Here is a 25312-nt window from a genome sequence, read left to right as displayed (position 1 = left end):
CCCGGCAGGGCACAGTGGCCCCATGGCCGAGACTGTTCTCCGCAAAGGGCTCGACGCCCAGGGGTACATCGCGCGCGAAGGGTCCCTCGCGCGCGTTTCCCGCGACTTCAGGCCCGTCGTCGCCGCCGCGCGGGACCGCGTTCTGGACGTGTTCGGGGCGCGGCTGCACAGTGCTTATCTCTACGGGTCGATCCCGCGCGGCACCGCGCGCGTGGGGCGCAGCGACCTGGATCTGCTGGTCGCCCTGCGCGAGGAGCCGACCGAGGCGGACCGGGCGGACGCGCGCGTGCTCGACGAGGGGCTGGACAAGGAGTTCGCGCAGATCGACGGGTCGGGGACGCTGGTCAGCAGCCGCGGACAGTTGCTGAGCGAGCTGGAGAGGTACGACGGCGGGTGGTTCGTCGCCTGTCTGTGCACGCCCCTGCTGGGGGAGGATCTCGCCGAGTATCTGCCGCGCTACCGGCCCGACACGCTGCTCGCGCGCGAGACGAACGGCGATCTCGCCCTCCTGCTGCCTCGGTGGCGGGCGCGCATCGCTGGCGCCGACGACAGCGATGACGCGCGCCGGCCGCTCGTCCGGTTCATGTCGCGGCGTCTGGTACGGACGGGGTTCACGCTGGTCATGCCTCGGTGGGGCGGGTGGACCAGTGATCTGGCGGAGATGGCCGAGGTGTTCGGGTCGTACTACCCCGCGCGGGGCGAGCAGATGAAGGTCGCGGCGGGGCTGGGGTGTGAGCCGACGGGTGACGCGAGTGTTCTCCGGTCGTACGTCGATGATCTTGGGCCGTGGCTTGCGGGGGAGTACGCGCGCGTGCATGGCGTCAAGGCGCCGCGGCCTGATGACGTGGGGGCGGGTGGGGGCTAGAGGGGGGTGGGCGCGGGCTGGATGGGGAGGGTGCGGGCTAGATGAGGCCGTGCTCCTCCAGGTAGTCCAGCTGTGCCCGTACCGACAGCTCGGCCGCCGGCCACAGGGAGCGGTCCACGTCCGCGTACACATGGGCGACGACCTGGGCCGGGGTGCGGTAGCCGTCCTCGACGGCCGTCTCGACCTGGGCGAGGCGGTGGGCGCGATGGGCGAGGTAGAACTCGACCGCGCCCTGCGCGTCCTCCAGGACGGGCCCATGGCCCGGGAGCACGGTGTGCACGCCGTCGTCGACCGTGAGGGACCTGAGCCGTCGCAGCGAGTCCAGGTAGTCGCCGAGGCGGCCGTCGGGGTGCGCCACGACCGTCGTGCCGCGGCCCAGGATCGTGTCGCCGGTCAGGACGGCCTGGTCGGCGGGGAGGTGGAAGGAGAGGGAGTCGGCGGTGTGTCCGGGCGTAGGTACGACCCGCAGCTCCAGTCCGCCGACGTTGACCACGTTCCCGGCGCTGAGCCCTTCGTCGCCGAGCCGTAGCGCCGGGTCGAGGGCACGCACGCGCGTACCGGTGAGTTCGGCGAAGCGTACGGCGCCCTCGGCGTGGTCCGGGTGGCCGTGGGTGAGCAGGGTCAGGGCGATGCGCTTGCCGGACTTCTCGGCCATGGCGACGACGTTGCGCAGGTGGCCGTCGTCGAGGGGGCCGGGGTCGATGACGACGGCCAGGTCGGAGTCGGGCTCCGAGAGGAGCCAGGTGTTGGTGCCGTCCAGCGTCATCGCGGAGGCGTTGGGTGCGAGGACGTTGACGGCGCGGGGGGTGGCGGGGCCGGTGAGGACCCCGCCTCGCGGCTGGCCGGGGAGGGCTGCTGCGTCCGTCATGCGTGGGGGCCTTCCGGGGCTGCGGGCGGTGCGGGCGCTGTGGGGGTTGCGTGCACGGTCATGCGGGGGCTCCGCCGGTTGGGATGTGCTTCGTGAACTCGTCGTGGCCGGGCCAGGCGAGGACGATCTCGCCGTCTTCCAGGCGGGCCTGTGCCAGTACGGGCGTGAGGTCGCGGGTGGGTGCTGCGGCGAGGGCCTCGGCGGCGCTGTCGTACGCGGTGAGCTGGCGCAATGTCGCGATGGTGGGCGGCATCATCAGCAGCTCGCCCTTGTCGTACGAGGCGGCGGCGTCCGCGGGACGGATCCACACCGTGCGGTCGGCTTCGGTGGAGGCGTTGCGGGTGCGCTGGCCCTCCGGGAGGGCGGCGACGAAGAACCACGTGTCGTAGCGGCGGGGTTCGAACTCCGGGGTGATCCAGCGGGTCCAGGCGCCCAGGAGGTCGGAACGTAGCGCCAGGCCTCGGCGGTCCAGGAACTCGGCGAACGAGACGTCGCGGGCGACCAGGGCCGCGCGGTCCGCTTCCCAGTCGTCGCCGGTGGTGTCGCCGACGACGGAATCGGCGGTGGGGCCGGCGAGCAGGACGCCCGCCTCCTCGTATGTCTCCCGTACGGCGGCACAGACGATGGCCTGGGCTTCCGCCTCCGCCACGCCGAGCCGTTGTGCCCACCACGCGCGCGTGGGGCCGGCCCAGTGGATCTGCTGCTCGTCGCGCGGGTCCACGCCGCCGCCGGGGTAGGCGTACGCGCCGCCGGCGAAGGCCATGGAGCTGCGGCGGCGGAGCATGTGCACGGACGGGCTGGTGCCGGTGCCGGTGTCCCTGAGCAGCATGACCGTGGCCGCCCGTTTCGGAGCGACGGGGGTGAGGCTTCCTTCCGCGAGCGCACGGATACGGTCTGGCCACTCCGGTGGGTACCACTGCCCGTTTGCCATGGGCGGAGGCTATCTCGTGGTGGGCGGATGTTCGAGGGGTGGCTGGGTGGGGTGCCTGGGGTGCTCGTAGCGCCGACGGTTTGGTGGGTGGGTCGGGGCCGTGCCGGGGGGTGTCCGTCCTCGGTCGGGCGGTTGCCGTCGGGCAGAGAGGGGACGTTTCTTGACGCCCGCCGCTGCGGGCGGACACCCCCCCCGGCACGTCCCCTTGCCGCCGTACGCGACTACCGGCCCGTGGGGGTACGCCTCCTCCTCGACGCCGGTCCGCGCCATCCAGCCCGTCCGGCGTTTGAGGACGAGGCCCGTTCAGGACCGACGGGGGTCCAGGGGGCGGAGCCCCCTGGTGGGGTCGAAGGGGCGGAGCCCCTGGGGACGGGACGGGTAGGGGCGGCGGGGGCGAGAAACCACCACGTTCAACCACAACGGGGCCCCGCCTCGCAATGAGGGGGACCCCGGTGTCGTACGGCTCGATGGGTCTATCGCGACCGCTTCGCCAACCGCTCCACGTCCAGAAGGATCACCGCACGAGCCTCCAACCGCAGCCAACCACGCTGCGCGAAGTCCGCCAGAGCCTTGTTGACCGTCTCACGGGACGCGCCGACCAGCTGGGCCAGCTCCTCCTGCGTCAGGTCATGGACGACGTGGATGCCTTCCTCGGACTGCACACCGAAGCGGCGGGAGAGGTCGAGCAGCGCGCGCGCCACACGGCCGGGGACGTCCGAGAAGACGAGGTCGGACATCGCGTCGTTGGTGCGGCGCAGTCGGCGGGCGACGGCGCGCAGCAGCGCGGTGGCCACCTCGGGGCGGGCGTTCAGCCAGGGCTGGAGGTCGCCGTGGCCCAGGCCCAGCAGCTTGACCTCGGTCAGCGCGGTGGCGGTCGCCGTGCGCGGGCCCGGGTCGAACAGGGACAGCTCGCCGATGAGCTCGCCGGGGCCGACGACGGCGAGCATGTTCTCGCGGCCGTCGGGGGACGTGCGGTGGAGCTTGACCTTGCCCTCGGTGACGACGTAGAGCCGGTCGCCCGGGTCGCCCTCGTGGAAGAGGGAGTCGCCACGCGCGAGGGTCACCTCACTCATGGAGGCACGCAGTTCCGCGGACTGCTCGTCGTCGAGAGCCGCGAAGAGCGGATTGCGCCGCAGAGGGTCGTCCACGAGTTCTCTCCTTGTCGACCTGCTCAGGGGATCGCTCCCCCGCGTACCAGGGGACCGTGTTCCCCATTTTGCCGGACGGTCCAAACAGTGTGATCTGTCACAAGGATGCCGCACAGGTGTCCCGAGGTAAGCGGCAGGGGTCCAATTGGGGGCCGATCTTCAGGGTCCGGGGCGGATGTCAGTGTCGGGCTTTAGGCTGGCCGGGTGTCCAAATCGCCGGTGAGAGCACAGGCCAAGGGGGCTGGGCGGGTGGTTGTACGTCGAGATTCCGCTGTGGGCGAACAGGACCCCGGTGGCGGAAGGAAAGCGGCGAAAGCGGAGAAATCGGCGCCGGGCGGGACGGCTGTCGATGGCGAGAAAGCGGTGGTGAAGAAGGTGGACAAGGCGGAGAAAACGGAGAAGGCGGGGAAGTCGGCCGCCGCGAAGGCCGCCCCTGCCACGAAGGCCACGCCGGCCAGGAAGACTGCTGCCACCAAGAAGACCGCCTCCGCGAAGAAGACGACCACCAAGACGGCCGCCTCCGCGAAGAAGACGACCGCCAAGAAGACGGCCACCAAGAAGACGACCACCAAGAAGGCCACCACGACGAAGGCCCTCAGCAAAAAGCCCGCCATCGTCCCGGAGAAGGCCACCGCCCCCGTGAAGGGGGCCTCCCCGGTCAAGACCGTCGCCGCCAAGCCCCCCACGGCCGAGTCCCGCACCGCTCTGGTCCGTCGAGCCCGGCGTATCAACCGCGAGCTCGCCGAGGTCTACCCCTACGCCCACCCGGAGCTGGACTTCGACGACCCCTTCCAGCTCGTGGTCGCCACCGTTCTGTCCGCCCAGACCACCGACCTGCGCGTGAACCAGACGACCCCGTCGCTGTTCGCCAAGTACCCCACCCCCGAGGACCTGGCCGCCGCCAACCCCGAGGAGGTCGAGGAGATCCTCCGGCCGTGCGGGTTCTTCCGGGCCAAGACCAAGTCGGTCATGGGACTGTCGAAGGCGCTGGTGGAGAACCATGGAGGGGAGGTGCCGGGGCGGCTGGAGGATCTCGTCAAGCTGCCCGGCGTCGGGCGCAAGACCGCCTTCGTCGTGCTGGGCAACGCCTTCGGCCGGCCCGGCATCACCGTGGACACGCACTTCCAGCGGCTGGTGCGGCGCTGGGAGTGGACCGCGCAGACCGACCCGGACAAGATCGAGGCCGAGATCGGCGCGCTGTTCCCGAAGAGCGACTGGACCGACCTCTCGCACCATGTGATCTGGCACGGCCGCCGCATCTGCCACGCCCGCAAGCCCGCCTGCGGCGCCTGTCCCATCGCGCCGCTCTGCCCGGCGTACGGCGAGGGCGAGACGGACCCGGAGAAGGCGAAGAAGCTCCTCAAGTACGAGAAGGGCGGCTTCCCGGGGCAGCGGCTCAATCCGCCGCAGGCCTATCTGGACGCGGGTGGGAAAGCCGCCCCGCCGCTGGGGGCCGGATGACGGAGCGAGCGAGCAGGAGGGGGCGGGGCACTGTCGGGCGGGCAGACGGGCTCCGTGCGAAGGCGAAGGCCGACACCGGGGCGGTCGTATCGCCGAATCGGAACGATCTAGGTGCCCTCGGGCGTTGGACTCGACAGGACGACGGGGGTGGCGATGACGCGGGCGAGTGATACGCAGGACGGGTCGGTGGTGGTCAGCAAGGACGGGTTGCCGGAGTGGCTGGAGCCGGTGGTGCGGGTCGTGGAGACCGTGGAGCCGGTGCAGCTGAGCCGGTTCCTGCCGCCGGAGAACGGGGCGGGGCGTCAGTCCGCCGTGCTGATCCTCTTCGGTGAGGGCGAGCGTGGGCCCGAGCTCCTGCTGATGGAGCGGGCCAGTTCGCTGCGGTCGCATGCCGGACAGCCGTCGTTCCCCGGTGGTGCCCTCGACCCCGAGGACGGCGACCCGCAGGGCGACGGGCCGCTGCGGGCCGCTCTTCGCGAGGCCGAGGAGGAGACCGGGCTCGATCCGGACGGCGTCCAGCTCTTCGGTGTGCTGCCCAAGCTGTACATCCCGGTCAGCGGCTTCGTCGTCACGCCCGTGCTGGGCTGGTGGCGGGATCCGAGCCCGGTCGACGTCGTCGATCCGAACGAGACGGCCCGCGTCTTCACCGTCCCCGTGGCGGATCTCACGAATCCCGACAACCGCGCCACCACCGTCCACCCCAGCGGTCACAGAGGTCCGGCATTTCTGGTCGAATCGGCGCTGGTGTGGGGTTTCACGGCCGGGATCATCGACCGTCTGCTCCATTTCTCGGGGTGGGAGCGGCCCTGGGACCGGGGTAACCAAGTCCCGCTCGACTGGCGGTCATGACAGGGTGTCTGCCGTGCTGTGTTTTCCCGGGGTCCGCCCTGTCCGATTTCCGCTGTGCGACGGGCCGGGCCCCCGGTCGAGCTGGGGGGACCGGAGAGTGACGAGGCGAGGCCTGAATCGGTGAACGTGCTGGACATCTTGCTGCTGGTCGCCGCCGTGTGGTTCGCGATCGTGGGCTATCGCCAGGGCTTCGTCGTCGGCATCCTGTCGGTGATCGGCTTTCTGGGCGGCGGCCTGGTGGCGGTCTATCTACTCCCGGTCATCTGGGACGCGTTGACCGACAACGCCGAAGTCAGCACGACCGCCGCCGTCGTCGCGGTCGTCGTCGTCATCGTCTGCGCCTCCATCGGCCAGGCCCTGACCACCCACCTCGGCAACAAGCTGCGCCGGTACATCACCTGGTCCCCGGCCCGCGCCCTGGACGCGACCGGCGGCGCCCTCGTCAATGTCGTCGCGATGCTGCTGGTGGCCTGGCTGATCGGCTCCGCCCTCGCCGGGACGACGCTGCCGACGCTCGGCAAGGAGGTCCGTAGCTCCAAGGTGCTGCTCGGTGTTTCGCGGGCGCTGCCCAACCAGGCGGACACCTGGTTCGCGGACTTCTCCACCGTGCTCGCGCAGAACGGCTTCCCGCAGGTCTTCAGCCCGTTCTCCAATGAGCCGATCAACGAGGTCCAGCCGCCCGACCCGGCCCTGGCCAACAGCCCGGTGGCCACCCGCGCCAAGCGTTCCATCGTCAAGGTCATGGGCACGGCGACGAGTTGCGGCAAGGTCCTGGAGGGCACCGGCTTCGTCTTCGCCGACCGCCGCATCATGACCAACGCGCATGTGGTCGGCGGCGTCGACGAACCCACCGTCCAGATAGGCGGCGAGGGCAGGCGGTACGACGCGAAGGTCGTCCTCTACGACTGGGAGCGCGACATCGCCGTACTGGACGTACCGGACATGGACGCGCCCGCGCTGCGGTTCACGGCCACCGACGCCGAGAGCGGCGACAGCGCGATCATCGCGGGCTTCCCGGAGAACGGCGCGTACGACGTGCGTGCCGCGCGGGTGCGCGGGCGGCTGCCGGCCAACGGTCCGGACATCTACCACCGCGGCACCGTGCGCCGTGATGTCTACTCGCTGTACGCGACCGTCCGCCAGGGCAACTCCGGCGGCCCGCTGCTCACGCCCCAGGGCAAGGTGTACGGCGTGGTCTTCGCCAAGTCCCTCGACGACGCCAAGACCGGCTACGCGCTCACCGCGGACGAGATCCAGGAGGACATCGCCAAGGGGCGTACCGCCAACCAGCAGGTGGACAGCGACAGCTGCGCGCTGTAGGCCGGTGAGCCCCGGTCAGGGGGCGTGCCCTGAGGTGGAAAGGCGGCGGCCGGTCAGCCGCGCGGGTGGCGCAGGCGTACCGAGACCCAGCGGGCCCGGCGGCGCAGAATGCGCGGAATGCCCACCCGGAGATCCGAGCCCGGCATCTGCGGGGCAGCACCCCGCTGGTGGGAGCTCAGCCCACTGGCCGAGCGGCGGTTGCGTGCTGCGTCACTGTAGTCGTGCGTCCAGCCCATACCCCGACGTCTGCCCCTGCCCCACGATCGATAACCGCCTCTGGCGCCCCCAATTGGCCTATGCGCCAGGCAATTGGCTGTTCGTAGTACACGTGTTCAGATCCGGATACCGGGCGCATCGGCGCGGTCACCGATCGGGTTCGGGATCCTTGAGCCAGTTGATGAGCTCGGTGGAGAAGGCGACCGGGTCCTCCTCGTGCGGGAAGTGCCCGAGCCCGTCGAACAGCCGCCAGCGGTACGGCGCTTCGACGTACTCGCCCGAACCGGCCGCGCTGCGGGTGCGCATGACAGGGTCGAGGGAGCCGTGCAGATGCAGGGTCGGCACGCGCACCGGGCGCTTCATGCGGCGGTTGAACTGGATGCCGTCGGGGCGGGCCAGTGAGCGCACCATCCAGCGGTACGGCTCGATGGAGCAGTGCGCCGTGGACGGGATGCAGATCGCGCGGCGGTATGTCTCCACCGCGTCGTCGTCCGGCAGCCGCGGGCCCGACCAGTCCCGGACCAGTCGGCCCACGAGCGCCCCGTCGTCGGCCGTCAGCTGCCGCTCGGGAATCCAGGGCCGCTGGAACCCCCAGATGTAGGAACTCGCACTCGTCTGCTTGACGTCGGAGAGCATCGCCGAGCGCCAGCGCCTGGGGTGCGGCATGGAGGAGACCGCGAGCCGCCGTACCAGCTTGGGGCGCATCACGGCCGCCGTCCACGCCAGATATCCGCCCAGGTCGTGGCCGACCAGCGCGGCGTCGGGCTCGCCGAGGGAGCGGACCACGCCGGTGATGTCGAGGGCGAGGTTGGCCGGGTCGTAACCGCGCGGGGTGCGGTCGCTGCCGCCGACGCCGCGCAGGTCCATGGCGACGGCCCGGAAGCCCGCGTCGGCGAGCGCGACGAGCTGATGCCGCCAGGCCCACCAGAACTGCGGGAAGCCGTGCAGCAGCAGCACCAGCGGTCCGTCGCCCAGTTCGGCGATGTGGAAGCGCGCACCATTGGCGGCCACGTCCCTGTGTGTCCAGGGACCATCCGGTCTGACGACCGAGGAGGGTTGAGCCGAAGGAGCGGCGGGATCCGTCATGACGACGAGCGTGCCACAGCCTCGATGGCCGCGGGCGCCCGGTCCTCCAGCTCCGGCGCGGAGGCCGGACGCGGGTGCGGCTTGGCCTTCTGCAGGACGCCCGCCGTCTCCTTCATCGAGGCGGCGACATTCTGCCGGCCCTGGCTCTTCTTGGCCTTCTTCGCGAAGAAGACGCCGATCAGCGCGAGGACACCGGCGACAAGGACATTTGCCGCGAAGGACAGCACGAAGCAGATCGCGAGGTTCCAGTCGCTCCAGGTCCTGATGCCGTACGCGAGGGCGAAGTTCAGCATCGGAAGCGAGAACACCAGCACGGCGCCGGCCATCGTGAACGCGCCGCCGCTCGTCGCGCCGCGCTTGACGTCCCGCTTGAGTTGCGCTTTCGCCAGTGCGATCTCGTCATGCACCAGCGCCGACATCTCGGTCGTCGCCGTGGCGAACAGCTGGCCGATGCTGCGTTCGGCGCCGACCGGGCTGCCGTCGGGTGCGCTCATCGCGGTCTCCCTCGTCATGTACGGTTCCGTCTTCTGCCTGACTGCGTACGGTTCCGTCTTTGTACCGTCCCGTCAGATCATGCCCGACGGTGCTCCTCCTCGCCTGCCCTGCCCGCTACTTCGGCAAGCGCGTGGCGCGCGGCGACCTTCTCCTCGGCGATGCGGCGGTGCTCGGCGGCCTTGCGTTCGTGGATGGCGGCCATGCGCAGGTGGTACTCCGGCTCGTCCTCTTCGTAGATGTCGGGAATGCCGCTCTCGTCATCGTCGCGCTCCTCGGCCTCGACCATCCCGCGGTACTTGGCGTTACGTATCTTCAGCAGCACCGTCGCCAGGGTCGCCGCGATGAGGGAGCCCAGGAGAACCGCGGCCTTGGCCTCGTCGGTCAGCGCGGCGTTGCCCACGAAGGCGAGCTCGCCGATGAGCAGCGACACGGTGAAGCCGATGCCGGCGAGGGTGGCCACCGCGAACACGTCGGCCCACTCCAGGTCGTCGCTGAGCGAGGCCCTGGTGAAACGTGCCGTCAGCCACGTACCGCCGAAGATGCCGATCGTCTTGCCGACCACCAGCCCGAGCACGATCCCGAGCGTCTCCGGCCGGGTGAACACCTCGCCGAGCGCGCCGCCGGAGACGACGACACCGGCGCTGAACAGTGCGAACAGGGGGACGGCGAGCCCCGCCGACAGGGGGCGTACGAGATGCTCGATGCGCTCACCGGGGGAAAGCTCCTCGCCCTCGTGCCGATGGCAGCGCAGCATCAGGCCCATCGCGACGCCCGCGATGGTGGCGTGGACGCCGCTGTTGTACATCAGCCCCCAGATGACGAGGGCGAGCGGGACGTACACGTACCACCCGCGTACGCCCTTCTTCAGCAGCAGCCAGAAGACGACCAGTCCCACGACAGCGCCGCCGAGCGCGGCGAAGTGGATCTGTGACGTGAAGAAGATCGCGATGATCAGGATCGCGAACAGGTCGTCGACCACGGCGAGGGTGAGGAGGAAGGCGCGCAGGGCGCTCGGCAGCGAGGTGCCGATCACAGCGAGCACGGCGAGCGCGAAGGCGATGTCCGTGGCGGTCGGGACCGCCCAGCCCTCCAGCGAGCCGCCCCCGGTGAAGCTGGTCAGCGTGTAGACGAGCGCCGGCACCGCCATCCCGCACAGTGCCGCGACGACCGGGAGGACGGCCGCCTTGGGGTCCTTGAGATCGCCGGCCACCAGCTCACGCTTGAGCTCGATACCGGCGACGAAGAAGAAGATCGCGAGAAGTCCGTCGGCGGCCCAGTGCTCGACGGACAGGTTCAGTCCGAGCGCCTCGGGGCCCAGGTGGAAGTGGCCGACGGTCTCGTAGCTGTCGCGCAGTGCGGGGACGTTCGCCCAGACCAGCGCGGTGATCGCGGCGACGAGCAGCAGCACACCGCCGACGGTCTCGGTGCGCAGCGCTTCCGCGACGAAGTTCCGCTCGGGGAGGGACAGCCGTCCGAAGACCTTGCGGGCGGGAGCGGAAGCGGGAGTGGGGGTGCGGGGCGCGGCCACGGGGGAGACCTCCGGTCGGTGGGCAGGACGGGACACTTGCCGACCAGACTTCCCGGCACACCTGAGGACGCGTTTGTTTTCCTTAGCTTACCTAAGGTTGCGCGAACGTGCGCGCGGGTGCGCGCGGGAAGTGCATCCGTCGATCTCCACGGTACGTACACGAAGGGCACCCGGCGCGCCATTGCCGGGTGCCCTCGGTGGCCGTGACCAGTCGTCGGCCGCGATCAGTTCTCGCCCGTGATCAGTTCGCGGCCGTGATCAGAGATCGGTCGTGATCAGAGATCGGTCGTGCTCAGTCCTCGCTCGGCGCTGCCGGGAGCTTTGCCTGGATGAGGTCCATGACGGTCGAGTCGGTCAGCGTCGTCACGTCACCGAGCTGGCGGTTCTCGGCGACGTCCCGCAGCAGCCGGCGCATGATCTTGCCGGAGCGGGTCTTGGGCAGCTCCGCGACCGGCAGGATCCGCTTCGGCTTGGCGATCGGGCCGAGCGTGGCGCCGACGTGGTTGCGCAGGTCGGCGATGAGGTTCTCGTCCTCGGCGTTGGCCGTACCGCGCAGGATCACGAAGGCGACGATCGCCTGCCCGGTCGTCTCGTCGGCGGCACCGACGACTGCCGCCTCGGCGACGGACGGGTGGGAGACCAGGGCGGATTCGACCTCGGTGGTGGAGATGTTGTGGCCCGACACGAGCATGACGTCGTCCACGCGCCCGAGGAGCCAGATGTCCCCGTCGTCGTCCTTCTTCGCCCCGTCACCGGCGAAGTACCTGCCCTCGAACCGCGACCAGTACGTGTCGATGAACCGCTGGTCGTCGCCCCAGATGGTGCGCAGCATCGACGGCCACGGCTCGGTCAGCACCAGATAGCCGCCCCCGCCGTTGGGCACCTCGTTCGCCTCGTCGTCGACGACGGTGGCGGAGATGCCGGGCAGCGGACGCTGGGCCGAACCGGGCTTGGCCTCGGTGACGCCCGGCAGCGGCGAGATCATCATCGCGCCGGTCTCGGTCTGCCACCAGGTGTCGACGACCGGCGTCTTGTCGGCCCCGATGTGCTTGCGGTACCAGATCCACGCCTCGGGGTTGATCGGCTCACCCACGGAACCCAGCACGCGCAGGCTGCTGAGGTCGAACTTCGCGGGGATGTCGTCGCCCCACTTCATGAACGTACGGATCGCGGTCGGCGCCGTGTACAGGATGGTCACCCCGTACTTCTGCACGATCTCCCAGAACCGGCCCTGGTGCGGGGTGTCCGGGGTGCCCTCGTACATGACCTGCGTCGCGCCGTTCGCCAGCGGCCCGTACACGATGTACGAGTGGCCGGTGACCCAGCCGACGTCGGCGGTGCACCAGTACACGTCAGTCTCCGGCTTGAGGTCGAAGACGGCGTGGTGCGTGTACGCGGTCTGGGTGAGGTAGCCGCCGGAGGTGTGCAGGATGCCCTTCGGCTTACCCGTCGTACCGGACGTGTACAGGATGAACAGCGGGTGCTCGGCGTCGAAGGCCTCGGGGGTGTGATCGGCGGACTGCCGCTCGACGATCTCGTGCCACCAGACGTCACGGCCCTCGGTCCAGGCGACATCCTGGCCGGTACGGCGTACGACGAGCACATGGTCGACATTGCCCGCCTTGTTGGCAGCCTCGTCGACGGCCGGCTTGAGCGCGGACGGCTTGCCGCGCCGGTAGCCGCCGTCGGAGGTGATGACGACCTTGGCGTCCGCGTCCTGGATACGGGTGGCGAGGGCGTCCGCCGAGAACCCGCCGAAGACGACCGAGTGGGCGGCGCCGATCCGGGCGCAGGCCAGCATCGCGACCGCTGTCTCCGGGATCATCGGCATATAGACGGCGACCCGGTCGCCCTTCTGAACACCCAGCTCCAGCAGGGCGTTGGCCGCCTTGGAGACCTCGTCCTTGAGCTCGGCGTAGGTGATGGCGCGGCTGTCGCCGGGCTCGCCCTCGAAGTGGATGGCGACCCGGTCGCCGAGCCCGGCCTCCACATGCCGGTCCACGCAGTTGTACGCGACGTTCAGCTCGCCGTCCTTGAACCACTTCGCGAACGGCGGGTTCGACCAGTCCAGTGTCTGAGTCGGCTCCTTGGCCCAGGTCAGCCGACGGGCCTGCTCGGCCCAGAAGCCGAGCCTGTCAGCCTTGGCCTGTTCATACGCCTCCGCCGTGACGTTGGCGCCTGCGGCCAGGTCGGCGGGGGGTGCGAACCTGCGCTCTTCCCTCAGCAGGTTGGCCAGGCTTTCGTTGCTCACGACATCTCCCTTTCCCAGGGTGTCCGTTGTGTCCCAGGCCACAGCTCATCAGACCCGGGGGTCCGATGACAAGGGTCGACAGAAAATTGGTTTAGACCTGTCGGCGGGGGGTGAGGCCCGAGCCGTCGCCGGTGCCGTCGCCGGTGCCGGGGTCATCCGTTTCCACGGACGCCGACCGGACGCGGTTCAGGTCTGTTATCCCTTTCACATTCCGGCCGGACGCAGGCGAAACCCGGCCCCATGGTGAGCGCGGCTGCGCTCGAACGGCCCCAAGCGAAGCGCGGCCCCGCTCCGAGCGGGGCCGCGCATACTTCCTTGGTCAGGCCGAGAGATCCGCCACCCCTACGTGGTCGAACACCTCGTCCGCGAGCCCCTCGGCCAGCAGATACGCCTGCGCCTCACCCACGTGGAAGTACATCCCGTGCAGCTCCAGCGCCCCTGCCCGCAGGGCCCGGCTCACCGACTCATGGGCGCGCAGATGCTCCAACTGCTGGACCACGTTCGTCAGACAGAGCTGCTCGACCGCGTCTGCCGGCGCCCGCCCGGCGAGTCTGGCCCACGGCCGGCTCTCGTCGGCGATCCGCTCCAGGCTCGGCTGCCCGTGCCGCAGCCAGCGCCTGAGCGGGGTCTGCGGGCCGCCGGGATCGGAGGTGAGCAGCGCCTGCATGGCGCCGCACCCGGAGTGCCCGCACACCGTGATCGACCGCACCCGGAGCACGTCCACCGCGTACTCGATCGCGGCCGCCACCGAGTCGTCCCCGCTCTCCTGGCCGGGCAGCGGGACAAGGTTGCCCACGTTGCGCACCACGAACAGGTCGCCGGGACCACTGGAGGTGATCATCGACGTGACCAGCCGTGAGTCGGCGCAGGTGAGGAACAGCTGCGAGGGCTGCTGTCCCTCACGCGCCAGCCGCGCCAGCTCGCCCCGCACCAGGGGCGCGGTGTTGCGCTGGAACGCGCTGATGCCGCGGGCCAGTTGACGTGCACTCGGTCGGCTGCCGTCGGTGGCTCCGCCGGTAGCTACGTCTGTGACTGTGGCGGTGACTGAGGCTGTGTCGCCTCCGCTTGCTTCGGCGACGCTTTCCACGAGGCGACCGGGCTCGATGGGGCGACCCGAGTCGGTCGTTCCGTCGGCTCCGCCGCTCCCGCCGATCGGGTCGAGTTCGCCGGTGCCGGTGGGGACGTCGGCGTCGGAGGGCGTGCCGGAGCCGTGGGTGCCGTCGGCGCAGGTCGCCCGCGCTTCCCGGGACTGTCCGTCGCGGGGCGGGACGGTCTCCGGGATCTCGCACTGGTGGTTGCGCCAGGGCGTCCAGGGGTGGCAGCGGCAGTCGGCCGGCTCCTCCGCGATCCTCCCGATGGCGGCGTGCAGGCCGGAAGGTCCCGTCGGCTCACCGATCCGGACTCCGGCCCTGCGGCCGACCAGCTCGACTGTGCCGCCGTGCGCCGTCTGTGTGTTCTGCCAGTCCTGCAGTGACTCGTACGCCGCGTGGTCCATGAACGACCCGTCCAACTCCACCACGGCGTGGGCGCCTTGGGGTACGAGATGCAGGGCCCGGCTGAGCCGCGGCACCGCGAGGAAGGTCAACTGACCTCGTACATGTACGTGATGGACTCCTTCCTGCTCGTCATGGGTGATCCGGGTGCGGGTGAGGCGGTGCAGGGCGACTCCGACGGCCACGGCGATTCCCAGCGCCACACCCTCAAGGACGCCGAGGAGCACCACGCCGAGAGTGGTGACGGCGTAGACCAGCACCTCTCGGTGGCGCGTCACCGTGCGGATGTGGTGCAGGGACACCATCTGGATGCCGACGGCCATCACCAGGGCGGCGAGCGAGGCGAGCGGGATGAACTCCAGGATCGGGACCATCAGCAGCGCGGCGACTACTACGAGAACGCCGTGCAACATCGTGGAGTTCCGGCTGACGGCACCGGCTTGCACATTCGCGGAACTGCGTACGGCGACGCCCGCGATGGGCAGCCCGCCGAGCGCGCCGGAGACGACATTGGCGGCGCCCTGACCGAGCAGTTCGCGGTCCAGGTCCGAGCGTCCGACACGGGCGGACAGCTCCGGGCGGCCGGCCACCAGTTTGTCCACGGCGACCGCGCCGAGCAGCGACTGGACGCTGCACACCAGCGTGATGGTGAGCACGGCGGCGATCAGGCCGAGTACAGGGCCCTTGGGAAGGGTGGCCAGCGCGTGGCTGCTCCAGGACGGCAGGTCGACCTTGGGCAGACGGAGGCCGGCGAGCGAGGCGGTCGTGGTGGCGACGGCGACGGCGACGAGCGGGGTCGGCACCTTGCGCAGCAACCGGCCGATCCGGCCCGGGAGCCGGGGCCAGAGCACCAGCAGGGCGAGGGTCAGCACGCTCACCGAGAGGGCGGCGGGATGCACACCGGCCAACTGGGCGGGCAGCTCCCGCAGATTGTCCAGGACCGAGCTGTGCGGGACGCCGCCGAGGACGATGTGCAGCTGGGCCACGGCGATGGTGACGCCGATGCCCGCGAGCATGCCGTGCACGATGGCGGGGCTGACTGCGAGCGCGGTGCGCGCCACGCGCAGCAGGCCGAGGCCGAGTTGGGCGAAGCCCGCGAGGACGGTGATGGCGCAGGTCGTGCGCCAGCCGTATCGCTGGATGAGTTCGGCGGTGACGACGGTGAGTCCGGCGGCGGGGCCGCTCACCTGGAGCGGGGCACCGCCGAGGCGTCCGGCGACGAGCCCTCCGACGGCGGCGGCGACGAGGCCGGCCTGGAGGGGCGCGCCGGTGGCGAGGGCGATGCCGAGGGACAGAGGGAGTGCGATCAGGAAGACCGCGATCGAGGCCGATACATCGGCGCCCGCGACACGAGGGCGGCGGGGCCGGCTCGGGGGTGGACTGTGGGGCTCGTGGATGCGCTTCTCTCGACGTGGTTCGTCGGCGCGGGTGGGAACGCAGGCTGACATGTTTCCCGTCTCCTCCGGGGCAGCGCGGTCGCGGAACTGGGGGTCCCCCCGCTCGGGGGCGAGGGGTCGGGTCGCGGCCGTGTGGTCACGGCGTGCAGTGGCGGGATGCAACTGTCGGTAAACGGATCGTAATGCAGAGTAAAGGGAGGGAATAGTTTTTCCGAGCAAATGGACTAATAAATCCCCCTGAAGAGTGAAGTGGCTCATTAGTCGGCTTGTCGTATTAATTCCTTCTCTGTCCCATGCGACCTTGGCGGCGCCGTCGGCACCCGAGAGAAGGAAGAAGGTGGACGGAACATGGCCGCCACCCGCAGGTTCGCCGCCCCCCGCACCATCGCCGCGACGCACAGGATCGCCGCGGGCACCGCTGCCGCCGCGGTCTGCGCCGCGTCGCTCGCCGGATGTGCGAGCAGCCATGACGCCACCGGGCACGCAGCGCCCGGACCGCACAAGCCGAAGCCCGCGGCGCCCGCGCCCCGTACCGCGATCCGCCTGATCGGCGACGGGTCCACCGCCTACACCGGTGTGCAGCCGCATCTGCCCATGCCCGAGCGACTGAAGCCCGGTCAGAAGCCCCCGCAGTTCGTGGTGTTCTCCTGGGACGGCGCCGGCGAGGACAGCCAGAAGCTGTTCTCCCACTTCCGCGAGGTCGCCAAGGCCAACAACGCGACGATGACCTACTTCCTCAGCGGCGTCTACATGCTGCCGGACCACAAACGCGACCTGTATCGCCCGCCACAGCACTCCCCGGGCCGCTCCGACATCGGCTTCAACGACGAGGAGGGCATCGCCGACACCGTGCAGCAGCTGCGTCACGCGTGGCTGGAGGGCAACGAGATCGGCACCCACTTCAACGGCCATTTCTGCGGCAGCGGCGGTGGGGTCGGCGAGTGGTCGGTGGAGGAGTGGAAGGACGAGATCGTTCAGGCGAAACGATTCGTCAAGTCCTGGAAGACCAATACCGGCGCCACGAAAGCGGCGCCGCTGCCCTTCGACTACGACAAGGAGCTCATCGGCGCCCGCACACCCTGCCTGGAAGGCCGGAGGAACTTCGTCAAGGCAGCGCGTGAGCTGGGCTTCCGCTATGACTCCAGCGGTGTCAACAACCAGCTCTGGCCCAGGAAGAGCGAGGGCCTGTGGGACCTGTCGATGCAGCTGGTGCCGTTCCCCGGGCACTCCTACGAGCAGCTCACCATGGACTACAACTTCATGGTCAACCAGTCCGGCACCGCGACCCAGGGCGACCCCGACAAGCACGAGTTCTGGGGCGAGCAGATGCGGAACGCCCTGCTCATGGGCTTCCGCCGGGCCTACGACGGCAATCGCGCGCCGCTGATCATCGGCAACCACTTCGAGTCCTGGAACGGCGGCACCTATATGCGTGCCGTAGAGGAGGTCGTCGAGGCCGTCTGCAACAAACCCGACGTGCGCTGTGTGTCGTTCCGGCAGCTCGCAGACTGGCTGGACGCCCAGGACCCGGCGACGCTGAAGAAGCTGCGCACCCTGGACGTGGGCCAGGCCCCGAAGGAGGGCTGGGCGTCCTTCCTGTCCGGGCGTCCGGCCCCGGCTCCGAAGGGGGTGCCCGGGGCGTCGGCGGGCAAGCCGTAGGGGTCGCTCGTGCTGGTTGATGTCGGCGTCATGGCTGTGACGGGCCCGCCAGGGGTCGCGAGATGGCGGATGAGCAGGGAGGACAGGCTCGTCTTGCCGTTGCCGCCTTTCCGAGGGAAGTGATCCTCCTGTTCACGCACAGTGGTCTCTCGCTAGCTGTATGGGGCAGGCGTGCGTGAAGAAGGCCACTCGATCGCGGGGTGCGGGGCCGGGGTGCGTAATGTCGTACTCATGAGTACGACAGGTGCGTCCGCCGATCCGCTCGCGGCCCTCGGTTCACTGCCCGGGGTGCCCGAGTCCGTGGAGTCCGTGCGCAAGGCGGTGGACCGGGTCTACGGGCACCGGATCATGCGGCGCCGCAGCAACGAGATCACCTCCGAGGCGGCCCTGCGCGGCGCTCGTGGCTCCGGTGCGCTGTCCGGCGCCGACTGGGCGCTCGAAGAGGTGCGCCGGCGTACCGACTTCAGCGGTGACGACGAGGCCCGGACCATGGGTGCGGCCCTGCGGTTGACGGCCGAGGCGGGCCAACTGCTGTCCATCTGGCGGCAGTCGCCCCTGCGCGTGCTGGCCCGGCTGCACCTGGTGGCAGCGGCGAGCAAGGGCGACGAGGTCGGGCGCCCGCGTCAGGAGGGCGAGGCGGTCGAGGAGCCGCTGGTCGAGCTGCCGCTGCCGGGCGCGGCGGAGGTGCACGGCCGGCTGGAGGGGCTGTCCGAGCTGATCATCGCCGGCGGTGCGGCGCCGGCCCTGGTGACGGCCGCCGTGGTGCACGGCGAGCTTCTCGCGCTGCGCCCCTTCACCTCCCACAACGGCCTGGTCGCGCGCACGGCCGAGCGCATCGTCCTGGTCGGCAGCGGCCTGGACCCGAAGTCCGTCTGCCCGGCCGAGGTCGGCCACGCCGAACTGGGCCGCGCGGCGTATCTGGCGGCCCTCGACGGCTACGTCTCCGGCACCCCCGAGGGTGTGGCCGCGTGGATCTCCCACTGCGGCAGGGCGATCGAGCTCGGGGCGCGCGAGTCGACGGCGGTGTGCGAGGCGTTGCAGCGCGGGGCGGCGTAACCGGCATCACGCACGCGCGCGTGATGCGTGGTGTGACGCGCCGACAAGAGCGCGCGTTGGGAAGCCGTGCGTGGGAAGCCGCGAGTGGGGACCCACAAGAGTTGCGGCGGTACGAGGATTCGTACCGCCGCTGGCATGTTCACCGGGTTACCAAGCGTCCTCGATATATTGCCCATCAGGTCGGGAACATTGCCCGTCACCTGGTGCGGCTGGCCCGTAATCGACGGGTCGACGTCGCGTGGGTGCTCGATGTTCATGCTGGGTCCGTGGGGCCAAATGCGTATTAAAGGTGATCCTCTCGGATGTCCTTGGTCTCGCGAGCCGTTGACTCCTTTGTACTCCAGGTCACAACCAAGCGGAAGGCCTGTCCGCAGTTCTTTACTTTTGCTCTCAAATCGCTTCAAACGGACATCGATTTGTCGAGCGCGGCTTAGGGAATGCGGGAGCGCAGGTCAGGCGGGCGCCGTACGGCGTCGGTTCGCGTACCAGACAAGGCCGGCGGTGGCCGCGGCTGCTCCTATGGCGGCGGCCGCGACGAGGGCCGGGCGCGGCGGTACGGAGAAGGAGGGGATCCGCTGCTTGAGTCGGACCGGGCGATGGAAGTCGAGAATCGGCCACCCGCGCGCGAGTGCCTCGCGGCGCAGCGCGCGGTCCGGGTTCACCGCGTGCGGATGCCCGACCGAATCCAGCATCGGCAGATCGGTCGCCGAGTCGCTGTATGCGTAGCAGCGGTCGAGGTCGTAGCCCTCGGACTTTGCCAGTTCCCTGATCGCTTCGGCCTTCGTCGGGCCGTAGGCGTAGTACTCCACCTCCCCGGTGAAGCAGCCGTCTTCGCCCACGACCATGCGCGTGGCCACCACACGGTCGGCGCCGAGCAACTCGCCGATCGGCTCGACCACCTCGGCTCCCGACGTGGACACGATCACCACGTCGCGGCCCTTGGTGTGGTGCTCCTCGATGAGGGAGGCGGCCTCGTCGTAGATGATCGGGTCGATCAGGTCGTGAAGCGTCTCGGCGACGATCTCCTTGACCTGCTGGACGTTCCAGCCGCGGACGAGCGCGGAGAGGTACTTGCGCGTGCGCTCCATCTGATCATGGTCCATACCGCCCACGCGGAAGACGAACTGGGCGTATGCGGTACGCAAGGCGGCCCTGCGGTTGATCAGACCGCCTTGGTAGAACGACTTGCTGAAGGTGAGCGTGCTCGACTTCGCAATGACCGTCTTGTCCAGGTCAAAGAAGGCCGCTGTGCGGGGCAAGGAGTGGTTTTCCACGGCCCTGAGCATAGGGGCAGCCCATTCGGCGTAAGGTGGGCGCGTGGGTTTGCCTGAGAGGGCTCTCGGGTACACCATGGAAGTCACGGATCGTTCGCGACCGTGCTAACCCGGTCCGACTCCTCCCCCCCCGAGTCGGCCGTGGAGACGACCCCCGCTCTCCCCCCCGGCGGGGGTCGTCGCATGTCCGGGTGGGTTTTCCTCTTCTGTGTGCGGCCGCGAGGCCGGTGCGAGGTCGCTGCGTGCGGCCTGTTCGGCATGTCCATGATTCGTAACCGTGTGTAGTCGTCGTGCTGCTCTGCGGAAGTCGCACACGGGTCGCACACGGGCCGGTGCGGGGTCACCGGTTTGGGTGACGGCGATATTCACAACTGCCGAGTTGTCCACAGTTATCGACCAAGATCCACACGATTTCCGGGATCGCTGCACGGTGATTCCAACACGTCCCGCTCGACCGACTTCATGGCCGGTTCTGCTTAGTCGGGCGTGTTTGGCCGGTTCGCATCGGCCGTTCATATGGAGGCCGGTTGCCGGTTCTTCACACGTATGGGAATCGCGGGGCCGCAGGGCTGCGCGAGTGATGCAGCGAAGGGGGACGGAAACCGTGACCGCAGCCGTCACACACGATCCGCCGCACGCCGCCTACGGGCGGCCGGGCAAGCCGTTGATCGTCACGGAGGACGCCGAACTGCTCGACGACCTGCTGCGCCTGTGCGCCGCGGCCGGCGCCACACCCGAGGTCCACCACGGGGTGCCCGAGCCCAGAAGCAGCTGGGAGGCCGCGCCGCTCGTCCTGGTCGGTGACGACGCCGCCCGCCGCGTACGCGGGGCCGGACGCAGGCGCGGAGTGGTGCTCGTCGGACGGGACCAGGACGACGCCGGGGTCTGGCGCCGGGCCGTCGAGATCGGCGCCGACCATGTCCTGATGCTGCCCGACGGCGAGCAATGGCTGGTCGACCGCATTGCCGACGTGGCGGAGGGCGTCGGCAGGCCTGCCCTCACCGTCGGCGTCATCGGCGGCCGCGGTGGCGCCGGAGCCTCCACGCTCGCGTGCGCCCTCGCCGTCACCGCCGCGCGTGAAGGGCTGCGCACGCTGCTCGTGGACGCCGACCCGCTGGGCGGCGGACTCGACGTCGTGCTCGGCGGTGAAGCGGCCGAAGGGCTGCGCTGGCCCTCGTTCGCCGGCTCGCGCGGACGGCTCGGCAGCGGGGCGCTGGAGGAGTCGCTGCCGAAACTGCACTCCTTGCGGGTCCTGAGCTGGGATCGCGGCGAGTGCGTCGCCGTTCCGCCGCAGGCGATGCGTGCCGTGCTCGCCGCGGCCAGGCGTCGGGGCGGTGCCGTCGTCGTCGACCTGCCCCGTCGCATCGACGACGGGGTCGCGGAGGCGCTCGCCCAGCTCGACGTCGGGATCCTCGTGGTCCCCGCCGAACTGCGCGCCGTCGCCGCCGCCCGCCAAGTGGCCTCCGCCGTCCGGCTGGTCCTACGGGACCTGCGGGTGGCCGTGCGCGGCCCGTACGCACCCGGGCTCGACGACCACGAGGTGGCCCGGCTGCTGGAGCTGCCCCTGGTGGGTGAGGTGCCGGTCGAGCCGGCGCTGCTGCGGCCGCACGAGAGCAAGGAACCACCGGGCGCGGCGGCACGGGGGCCGCTTGCGCGGTTCTGCCGGGAGTTCTGGGAGCGGGCGTTGCTGGAGGCGAGGGCGGGATGAGTGCGGGCGTGGGGATTGATCGGGGCAGTGGTGGCGGCGTGGCTGGTTTGGTGGAGTCGGTGCAGTCGGTGGTTGAGCGGGGGCGATCGGGCGGGGCGGTGGCCGACGGGACGGGGGTTGGAGGGGAGGGGAGTGGTGCGGCGCGGAGGACGCCTCGGTGGGCGGCTGATCGTGGGGCGCGCGCGGGAGCGGGCCACGACGGGGCGTCTGGCCGCAGTGTGAGTACGGGTGCGCTGCGGTGGGCGTCGGGTGGTGGCGTACGTCCGTCCGGGCGGCGGAGGGTATCCGACGGCAGGGCAATCGCGGGCGCGTCGCGATCGGCGTCGGGAGGCTCGGGTGGCCACGACCTAGGGCTGTCGCAGGCCGTGGTGAGTACGGCCGTGTCCTGGCGGGAGTCGGCCGAGGTGCGGCGGGACTCGGCAGACCGGACCGGTCCGCAGGGTGTGCGGTGGGCGTCGGTCGGAACTGTGGCCGGGGCGGGCATGCCGTCGGAGCTGCTCGACGGGGTGCGGCAGTGGCTGGCGGAGAGCGGGGGCGAGCCGACACCCGCGCGCGTGGCGCAGGCGCTGCGGGAGCAGGGCAGGGTGCTGGGGGACGCCGAAGTCCTCGGGGCGGCCGAGCAGTTGCGCTCCGAACTGGTCGGGAGCGGCCCGCTGGAGCCGCTACTCGCCGATCCGTCGGTGACCGACGTGCTGGTGTCGGCGCCGGACCGAGTCTGGGTGGACCGGGGCGGCGGCCTGGAGCTGACGTCCGTGTCCTTCCCGGACGCGGCGGCCGTACGACGCCTCGCGCAGCGCCTCGCGGCGGTGGCCGGGCGGCGACTGGACGACGCCCGGCCCTGGGTGGACGCCCGCCTGCCCGACGGCACCCGTCTGCACGCGGTGCTGCCACCGGTCGCCATCGGTTGTACGTGCCTGTCGCTGCGAGTGGTACGACCACGGGCGTTCACGCTCGACGAACTGGTCGCGGCGGGCACAGTGCCGCCGGGAGGGGACCGGGTGCTGCGGGCTCTGGTCGACGCGCGACTGTCCTTCCTCATCAGCGGCGGCACCGGCACGGGCAAGACCACGCTGCTGAGCGCGTTGCTCGGTCTGGTCGGGCCGGGCGAGCGGGTCGTGCTCGCCGAGGACTCCGCGGAGCTCAGGCCGGACCATCCGCACGTCGTACGGCTGGAGAGCAGACCCGCCAATCAGGAGGGCGCCGGTCTGGTCACCCTTGAGGACCTCGTCCGGCAGGCGCTGCGGATGCGGCCGGACCGGCTCGTCGTGGGCGAGGTGCGCGGACCCGAAGTGGTGCATCTGCTGGCCGCGTTGAACACCGGCCACGAAGGCGGATGCGGGACCGTCCACGCGAACGCGGCGGGCGATGTGCCCGCTCGGCTGGAAGCGCTCGGCACGGCGGCAGGGCTCGACCGGGCTGCGCTGCACAGCCAGTTGGCGGCCGCGCTGTCGGTCGTACTGCATCTCGTACGGGACCGGAGCGGGCGTCGGCGGATCGCCGAGGTGCATGTGCTGGAGCGGGACTCGTCGGGGTTGGTGCGGACGGTGCCGGCGCTGCGGTGGGGCGAGGAGGCGTTCGCGTACGAGCGGGGGTGGGAGCGGTTGCGGGGGTTGCTTCGGAGTGCGGGCGAATGAAGGGCGTCGTGGTCGCGGGGCTGCGAGTGCCTTGGACGACCGCGGTGATGGTGAGGACCGCGGTGGATGTGAGGCACGCGGCGGCCGTGAGGAACGCGGCAGCGGTGAGGGATTCGGTGGTCGTGAGGGGTTCGGTGATTTGAGTGGGTGAGGTGTCGGCGGGCGTGGCCGTGCTGTGCCTCGGCGTGGCGGTCTGGTTGCTGGGCGGGCAGAACTCCGAGGCTCGGCGGGCGCAGTTGCTGCTTGCGGGAGGTGGGGCGGTGGGTGCCGGGCCGCCCGACTGGCGGCGGCTGGCAGGGGATCTGCGGCGATTGCGGGGGCGGATGCGGGCCGAGTGGTGGGCGCCGGCCGTCGGGCTGGTGCTGGCAGTGCTGGGGTCGTCGGTGCTGCCCGTCGTCGCGGGGGCGGCCGGGGTGCCGTTGCTGCGGCGGGTACGGCTGGCCCAAGAGGCGCGGCGGGCGCGGGAGCGGCACGGGGACGCGGTGATCGCGCTGTGCGCGGCGCTCGCCGGGGAAGTGCGGGCCGGGCGACAGCCGGGTGAGGCGTTGCTGCGGGCGGCCCGGGACTCCGGTGGGCTCGGTGAGGCGCAGTCGGCGGTGCTGGCGGCGGCGAGGTTCGGCGGGGATGTGCCGGGCGCGCTCACCTCGGCGGCACGGCAGCCGGGCGCAGAGGGCCTGTCGGGCCTGGCAGCGTGCTGGCGGGTGGCCGTGGATCAGGGCGCGGGGCTCGCGGCCGGACTCGACCGGCTGGAAGGGGCGCTGCGGGCCGAGCGGGACCAACGGGCTGATCTGCGCGCCCAGTTGGCGGGGGCCAGGTCGACGGTGGCGATGCTCGCCGGGCTGCCGGTCCTGGGGCTGCTGCTCGGTGCCGCCATGGGGGCCGATCCGCTGCATGTGCTGCTGCACACCGGGGCGGGGATCGCCTGCCTCGTCGTCGGCGGAGTGCTGGAGGGGGTGGGGATGTGGTGGGCGACGCGGATCGTGCGGGGCGCGGAGGCGGTGTGAGGACCCCAGTCCAGCGAGGACGTGAGGAGGAGGTGGCGGCGTGAGCGCGGAGGTTGTCCACAGGCTGGGGACGGCTCTGGGGGCGGTGCTGGTCGTCGGGTGGCTGTTGCGGTGGTGGGCGGAGGTCCGCAATGAGCGGAGGGTCCGGCGACGGTTGGCGGGGTTGATGACGAACGCCGACGTGGCGCCGACGCGTAGACGGCTCGACGTCCGGCAGGGCGTGCGGCATGGGCTGCCCGTGGTGGCGGTCGGGGGCGCCGGGTGGGCGTTGGTCGGCGGGGTCGCCGGTCTGGTGGTGGGGCTGGTCGCCGCGGGCGGGCTGTGGGCGTGGCGGCGCCGCCAGGAGGCCGATGGGGCTGGCGTGGCAGAGGTCGACGCCGGTGAGGTGGCACGTCGGCTTCCGCTCGCCGCCGATCTGCTGGGGGCCTGTATCGCGGCGGGAGCCGGTCCGGTGATCGCGGCGCAGGCCGTGGGCGAGGCGCTGGGCGGTCCCGTCGGGGACGGGCTGGCGAGAGGCGCGGCGGAGGTGCGGCTCGGCGGTGAACCGGGCGAGGCATGGCAGCGGCTGGCCTCGATGCCGGGGGCGGCGGCGCTGGCGCGGTTGCTGGAACGGGCCGATGTGACGGGGCTTCCGGCGGCCGGACCGGTCGCCCGGCTCGCCGCGGAGGCCCGTGCCGAGTGGACGCGCGCTGCCACGGAACGGGCCAGACGGGCGGCCGTCACGGTCACCGTGCCGGTGGGGCTGTGCTTCCTGCCCGCGTTCATCGCGGTCGGCGTGGCGCCGGTGGTGATCGGGCTCGCGGGTGGGGTGTTGGGAGGGGGTGGTGGATGACGGGGTGAGACGGGTGTGGTCGTCGCAGGTCGGCGGACGGGAGTGCATGACTCTGCCGGCGGCGGCACGGTCGTCGTCGCCGACCGCGAACGGGAGCGCGGCGGAGGGCAACCGGCAGTAGGCAACGGCCTCCGGGCCATCGGGCCGTACGACAGCGGGGATCCGACTGCGGTCATCCGACTGCGGTCATCCGAGAGCGGACATCCGACGGCGGAGCTTCAACAGCGGACATTCAAC

General features: G+C 70.9%; 20 protein-coding genes. 10 read left to right on the top strand and 10 right to left on the bottom strand.

Annotated elements, in window-relative coordinates:
- Positions 1–22: 22 nt before the first annotated feature.
- Positions 23–865: a nucleotidyltransferase domain-containing protein gene (locus ACZ7NC_RS06430; protein WP_471485442.1), complete on the top strand. Its 843-nt coding sequence runs from the start codon at positions 23–25 to the stop codon at positions 863–865.
- Positions 866–902: 37 nt separating this feature from the next.
- On the opposite strand, the gene ACZ7NC_RS06425 is transcribed toward ACZ7NC_RS06430, so the two are convergent.
- The 3 genes from ACZ7NC_RS06425 to ACZ7NC_RS06415 all read right to left on the bottom strand — a co-directional run bounded on the left by ACZ7NC_RS06425 (position 903) and on the right by ACZ7NC_RS06415 (position 3812).
- Complete coding sequence (locus ACZ7NC_RS06425; RefSeq protein WP_471485440.1) at positions 903–1733, bottom strand: MBL fold metallo-hydrolase; 831 nt, start codon at positions 1731–1733, stop codon at positions 903–905.
- Positions 1734–1791: 58 nt separating this feature from the next.
- Entirely contained in the window at positions 1792–2664 is an 873-nt protein-coding gene (locus ACZ7NC_RS06420; protein WP_471485438.1) for an NUDIX hydrolase, read from the bottom strand.
- 473 nt (positions 2665–3137) lie between these two features.
- Entirely contained in the window at positions 3138–3812 is a 675-nt protein-coding gene (locus ACZ7NC_RS06415) for a Crp/Fnr family transcriptional regulator (RefSeq protein WP_030046018.1), read from the bottom strand.
- A gap of 375 nt (positions 3813–4187) precedes the next feature.
- Between ACZ7NC_RS06415 and nth the strand changes: the two genes are divergently transcribed.
- The 3 genes from nth (at position 4188) to ACZ7NC_RS06400 (ending at position 7442) form a co-directional block, all read left to right on the top strand.
- A complete protein-coding gene (nth, locus tag ACZ7NC_RS06410) occupies positions 4188–5273 on the top strand; it encodes an endonuclease III (protein WP_471485821.1) in 1086 nt (361 codons plus the stop codon).
- Between the two features lie 153 nt (positions 5274–5426).
- Positions 5427–6122, top strand: coding sequence for an NUDIX hydrolase (locus tag ACZ7NC_RS06405; protein WP_471485436.1), 696 nt, complete (start codon positions 5427–5429; stop codon positions 6120–6122).
- Between the two features lie 120 nt (positions 6123–6242).
- Entirely contained in the window at positions 6243–7442 is a 1200-nt protein-coding gene (locus ACZ7NC_RS06400) for a MarP family serine protease (RefSeq protein ID WP_471485435.1), read from the top strand.
- Positions 7443–7495: 53 nt separating this feature from the next.
- On the opposite strand, the gene ACZ7NC_RS06395 is transcribed toward ACZ7NC_RS06400, so the two are convergent.
- The 6 genes from ACZ7NC_RS06395 to ACZ7NC_RS06370 form a co-directional block, all read right to left on the bottom strand.
- Positions 7496–7678, bottom strand: coding sequence for a hypothetical protein (locus tag ACZ7NC_RS06395; RefSeq protein ID WP_471485434.1), 183 nt, complete (start codon positions 7676–7678; stop codon positions 7496–7498).
- A gap of 127 nt (positions 7679–7805) precedes the next feature.
- Entirely contained in the window at positions 7806–8744 is a 939-nt protein-coding gene (locus tag ACZ7NC_RS06390) for an alpha/beta fold hydrolase (RefSeq protein ID WP_471485432.1), read from the bottom strand.
- Positions 8741–9238 (bottom strand): phage holin family protein, encoded by a 498-nt coding sequence (locus ACZ7NC_RS06385; RefSeq protein WP_471485430.1) that lies wholly within the window; start codon positions 9236–9238, stop codon positions 8741–8743. The genes ACZ7NC_RS06390 and ACZ7NC_RS06385 overlap by 4 nt, the downstream gene beginning before the upstream one ends.
- 77 nt (positions 9239–9315) lie before the next feature.
- Entirely contained in the window at positions 9316–10767 is a 1452-nt protein-coding gene (gene nhaA / locus ACZ7NC_RS06380; RefSeq protein WP_471485428.1) for a Na+/H+ antiporter NhaA, read from the bottom strand.
- Positions 10768–11059: 292 nt separating this feature from the next.
- Positions 11060–13018: an acetate--CoA ligase gene (gene acs / locus ACZ7NC_RS06375; protein WP_471485426.1), complete on the bottom strand. Its 1959-nt coding sequence runs from the start codon at positions 13016–13018 to the stop codon at positions 11060–11062.
- A 319-nt stretch (positions 13019–13337) separates the two neighbouring features.
- A complete protein-coding gene (locus ACZ7NC_RS06370) occupies positions 13338–15959 on the bottom strand; it encodes a bifunctional SulP family inorganic anion transporter/carbonic anhydrase (protein WP_471485819.1) in 2622 nt (873 codons plus the stop codon).
- Between the two features lie 297 nt (positions 15960–16256).
- Between ACZ7NC_RS06370 and ACZ7NC_RS06365 the strand changes: the two genes are divergently transcribed.
- Positions 16257–17567: a polysaccharide deacetylase family protein gene (locus ACZ7NC_RS06365; protein ID WP_471485424.1), complete on the top strand. Its 1311-nt coding sequence runs from the start codon at positions 16257–16259 to the stop codon at positions 17565–17567.
- 231 nt (positions 17568–17798) lie between these two features.
- Positions 17799–18623, top strand: coding sequence for a Fic family protein (locus ACZ7NC_RS06360; RefSeq protein ID WP_471485422.1), 825 nt, complete (start codon positions 17799–17801; stop codon positions 18621–18623).
- A 452-nt stretch (positions 18624–19075) separates the two neighbouring features.
- Here the strand turns inward: ACZ7NC_RS06360 and ACZ7NC_RS06355 are convergent, their stop codons facing one another.
- Complete coding sequence (locus tag ACZ7NC_RS06355; RefSeq protein WP_471485420.1) at positions 19076–19909, bottom strand: HAD family hydrolase; 834 nt, start codon at positions 19907–19909, stop codon at positions 19076–19078.
- Between the two features lie 568 nt (positions 19910–20477).
- Here ACZ7NC_RS06355 and ssd point away from each other — a divergent pair.
- The 4 genes from ssd (at position 20478) to ACZ7NC_RS06335 (ending at position 25075) form a co-directional block, all read left to right on the top strand.
- Positions 20478–21605, top strand: a complete 1128-nt coding sequence (gene ssd / locus ACZ7NC_RS06350) for a septum site-determining protein Ssd (RefSeq protein ID WP_471485418.1) — start codon at positions 20478–20480, stop codon at positions 21603–21605.
- Between the two features lie 482 nt (positions 21606–22087).
- Positions 22088–23239 (top strand): TadA family conjugal transfer-associated ATPase, encoded by a 1152-nt coding sequence (locus tag ACZ7NC_RS06345; RefSeq protein WP_471485817.1) that lies wholly within the window; start codon positions 22088–22090, stop codon positions 23237–23239.
- A 143-nt stretch (positions 23240–23382) separates the two neighbouring features.
- A complete protein-coding gene (locus tag ACZ7NC_RS06340) occupies positions 23383–24243 on the top strand; it encodes a type II secretion system F family protein (RefSeq protein ID WP_471485416.1) in 861 nt (286 codons plus the stop codon).
- Between the two features lie 40 nt (positions 24244–24283).
- Complete coding sequence (locus ACZ7NC_RS06335; protein ID WP_471485414.1) at positions 24284–25075, top strand: type II secretion system F family protein; 792 nt, start codon at positions 24284–24286, stop codon at positions 25073–25075.
- Positions 25076–25312: the final 237 nt, after the last annotated feature.

This window comes from Streptomyces sp. NPDC111802 (assembly GCF_055634335.1).
Note: the sequence above shows the minus strand (reverse complement) of the source record. Positions and strands in the feature narration are given on the sequence as shown.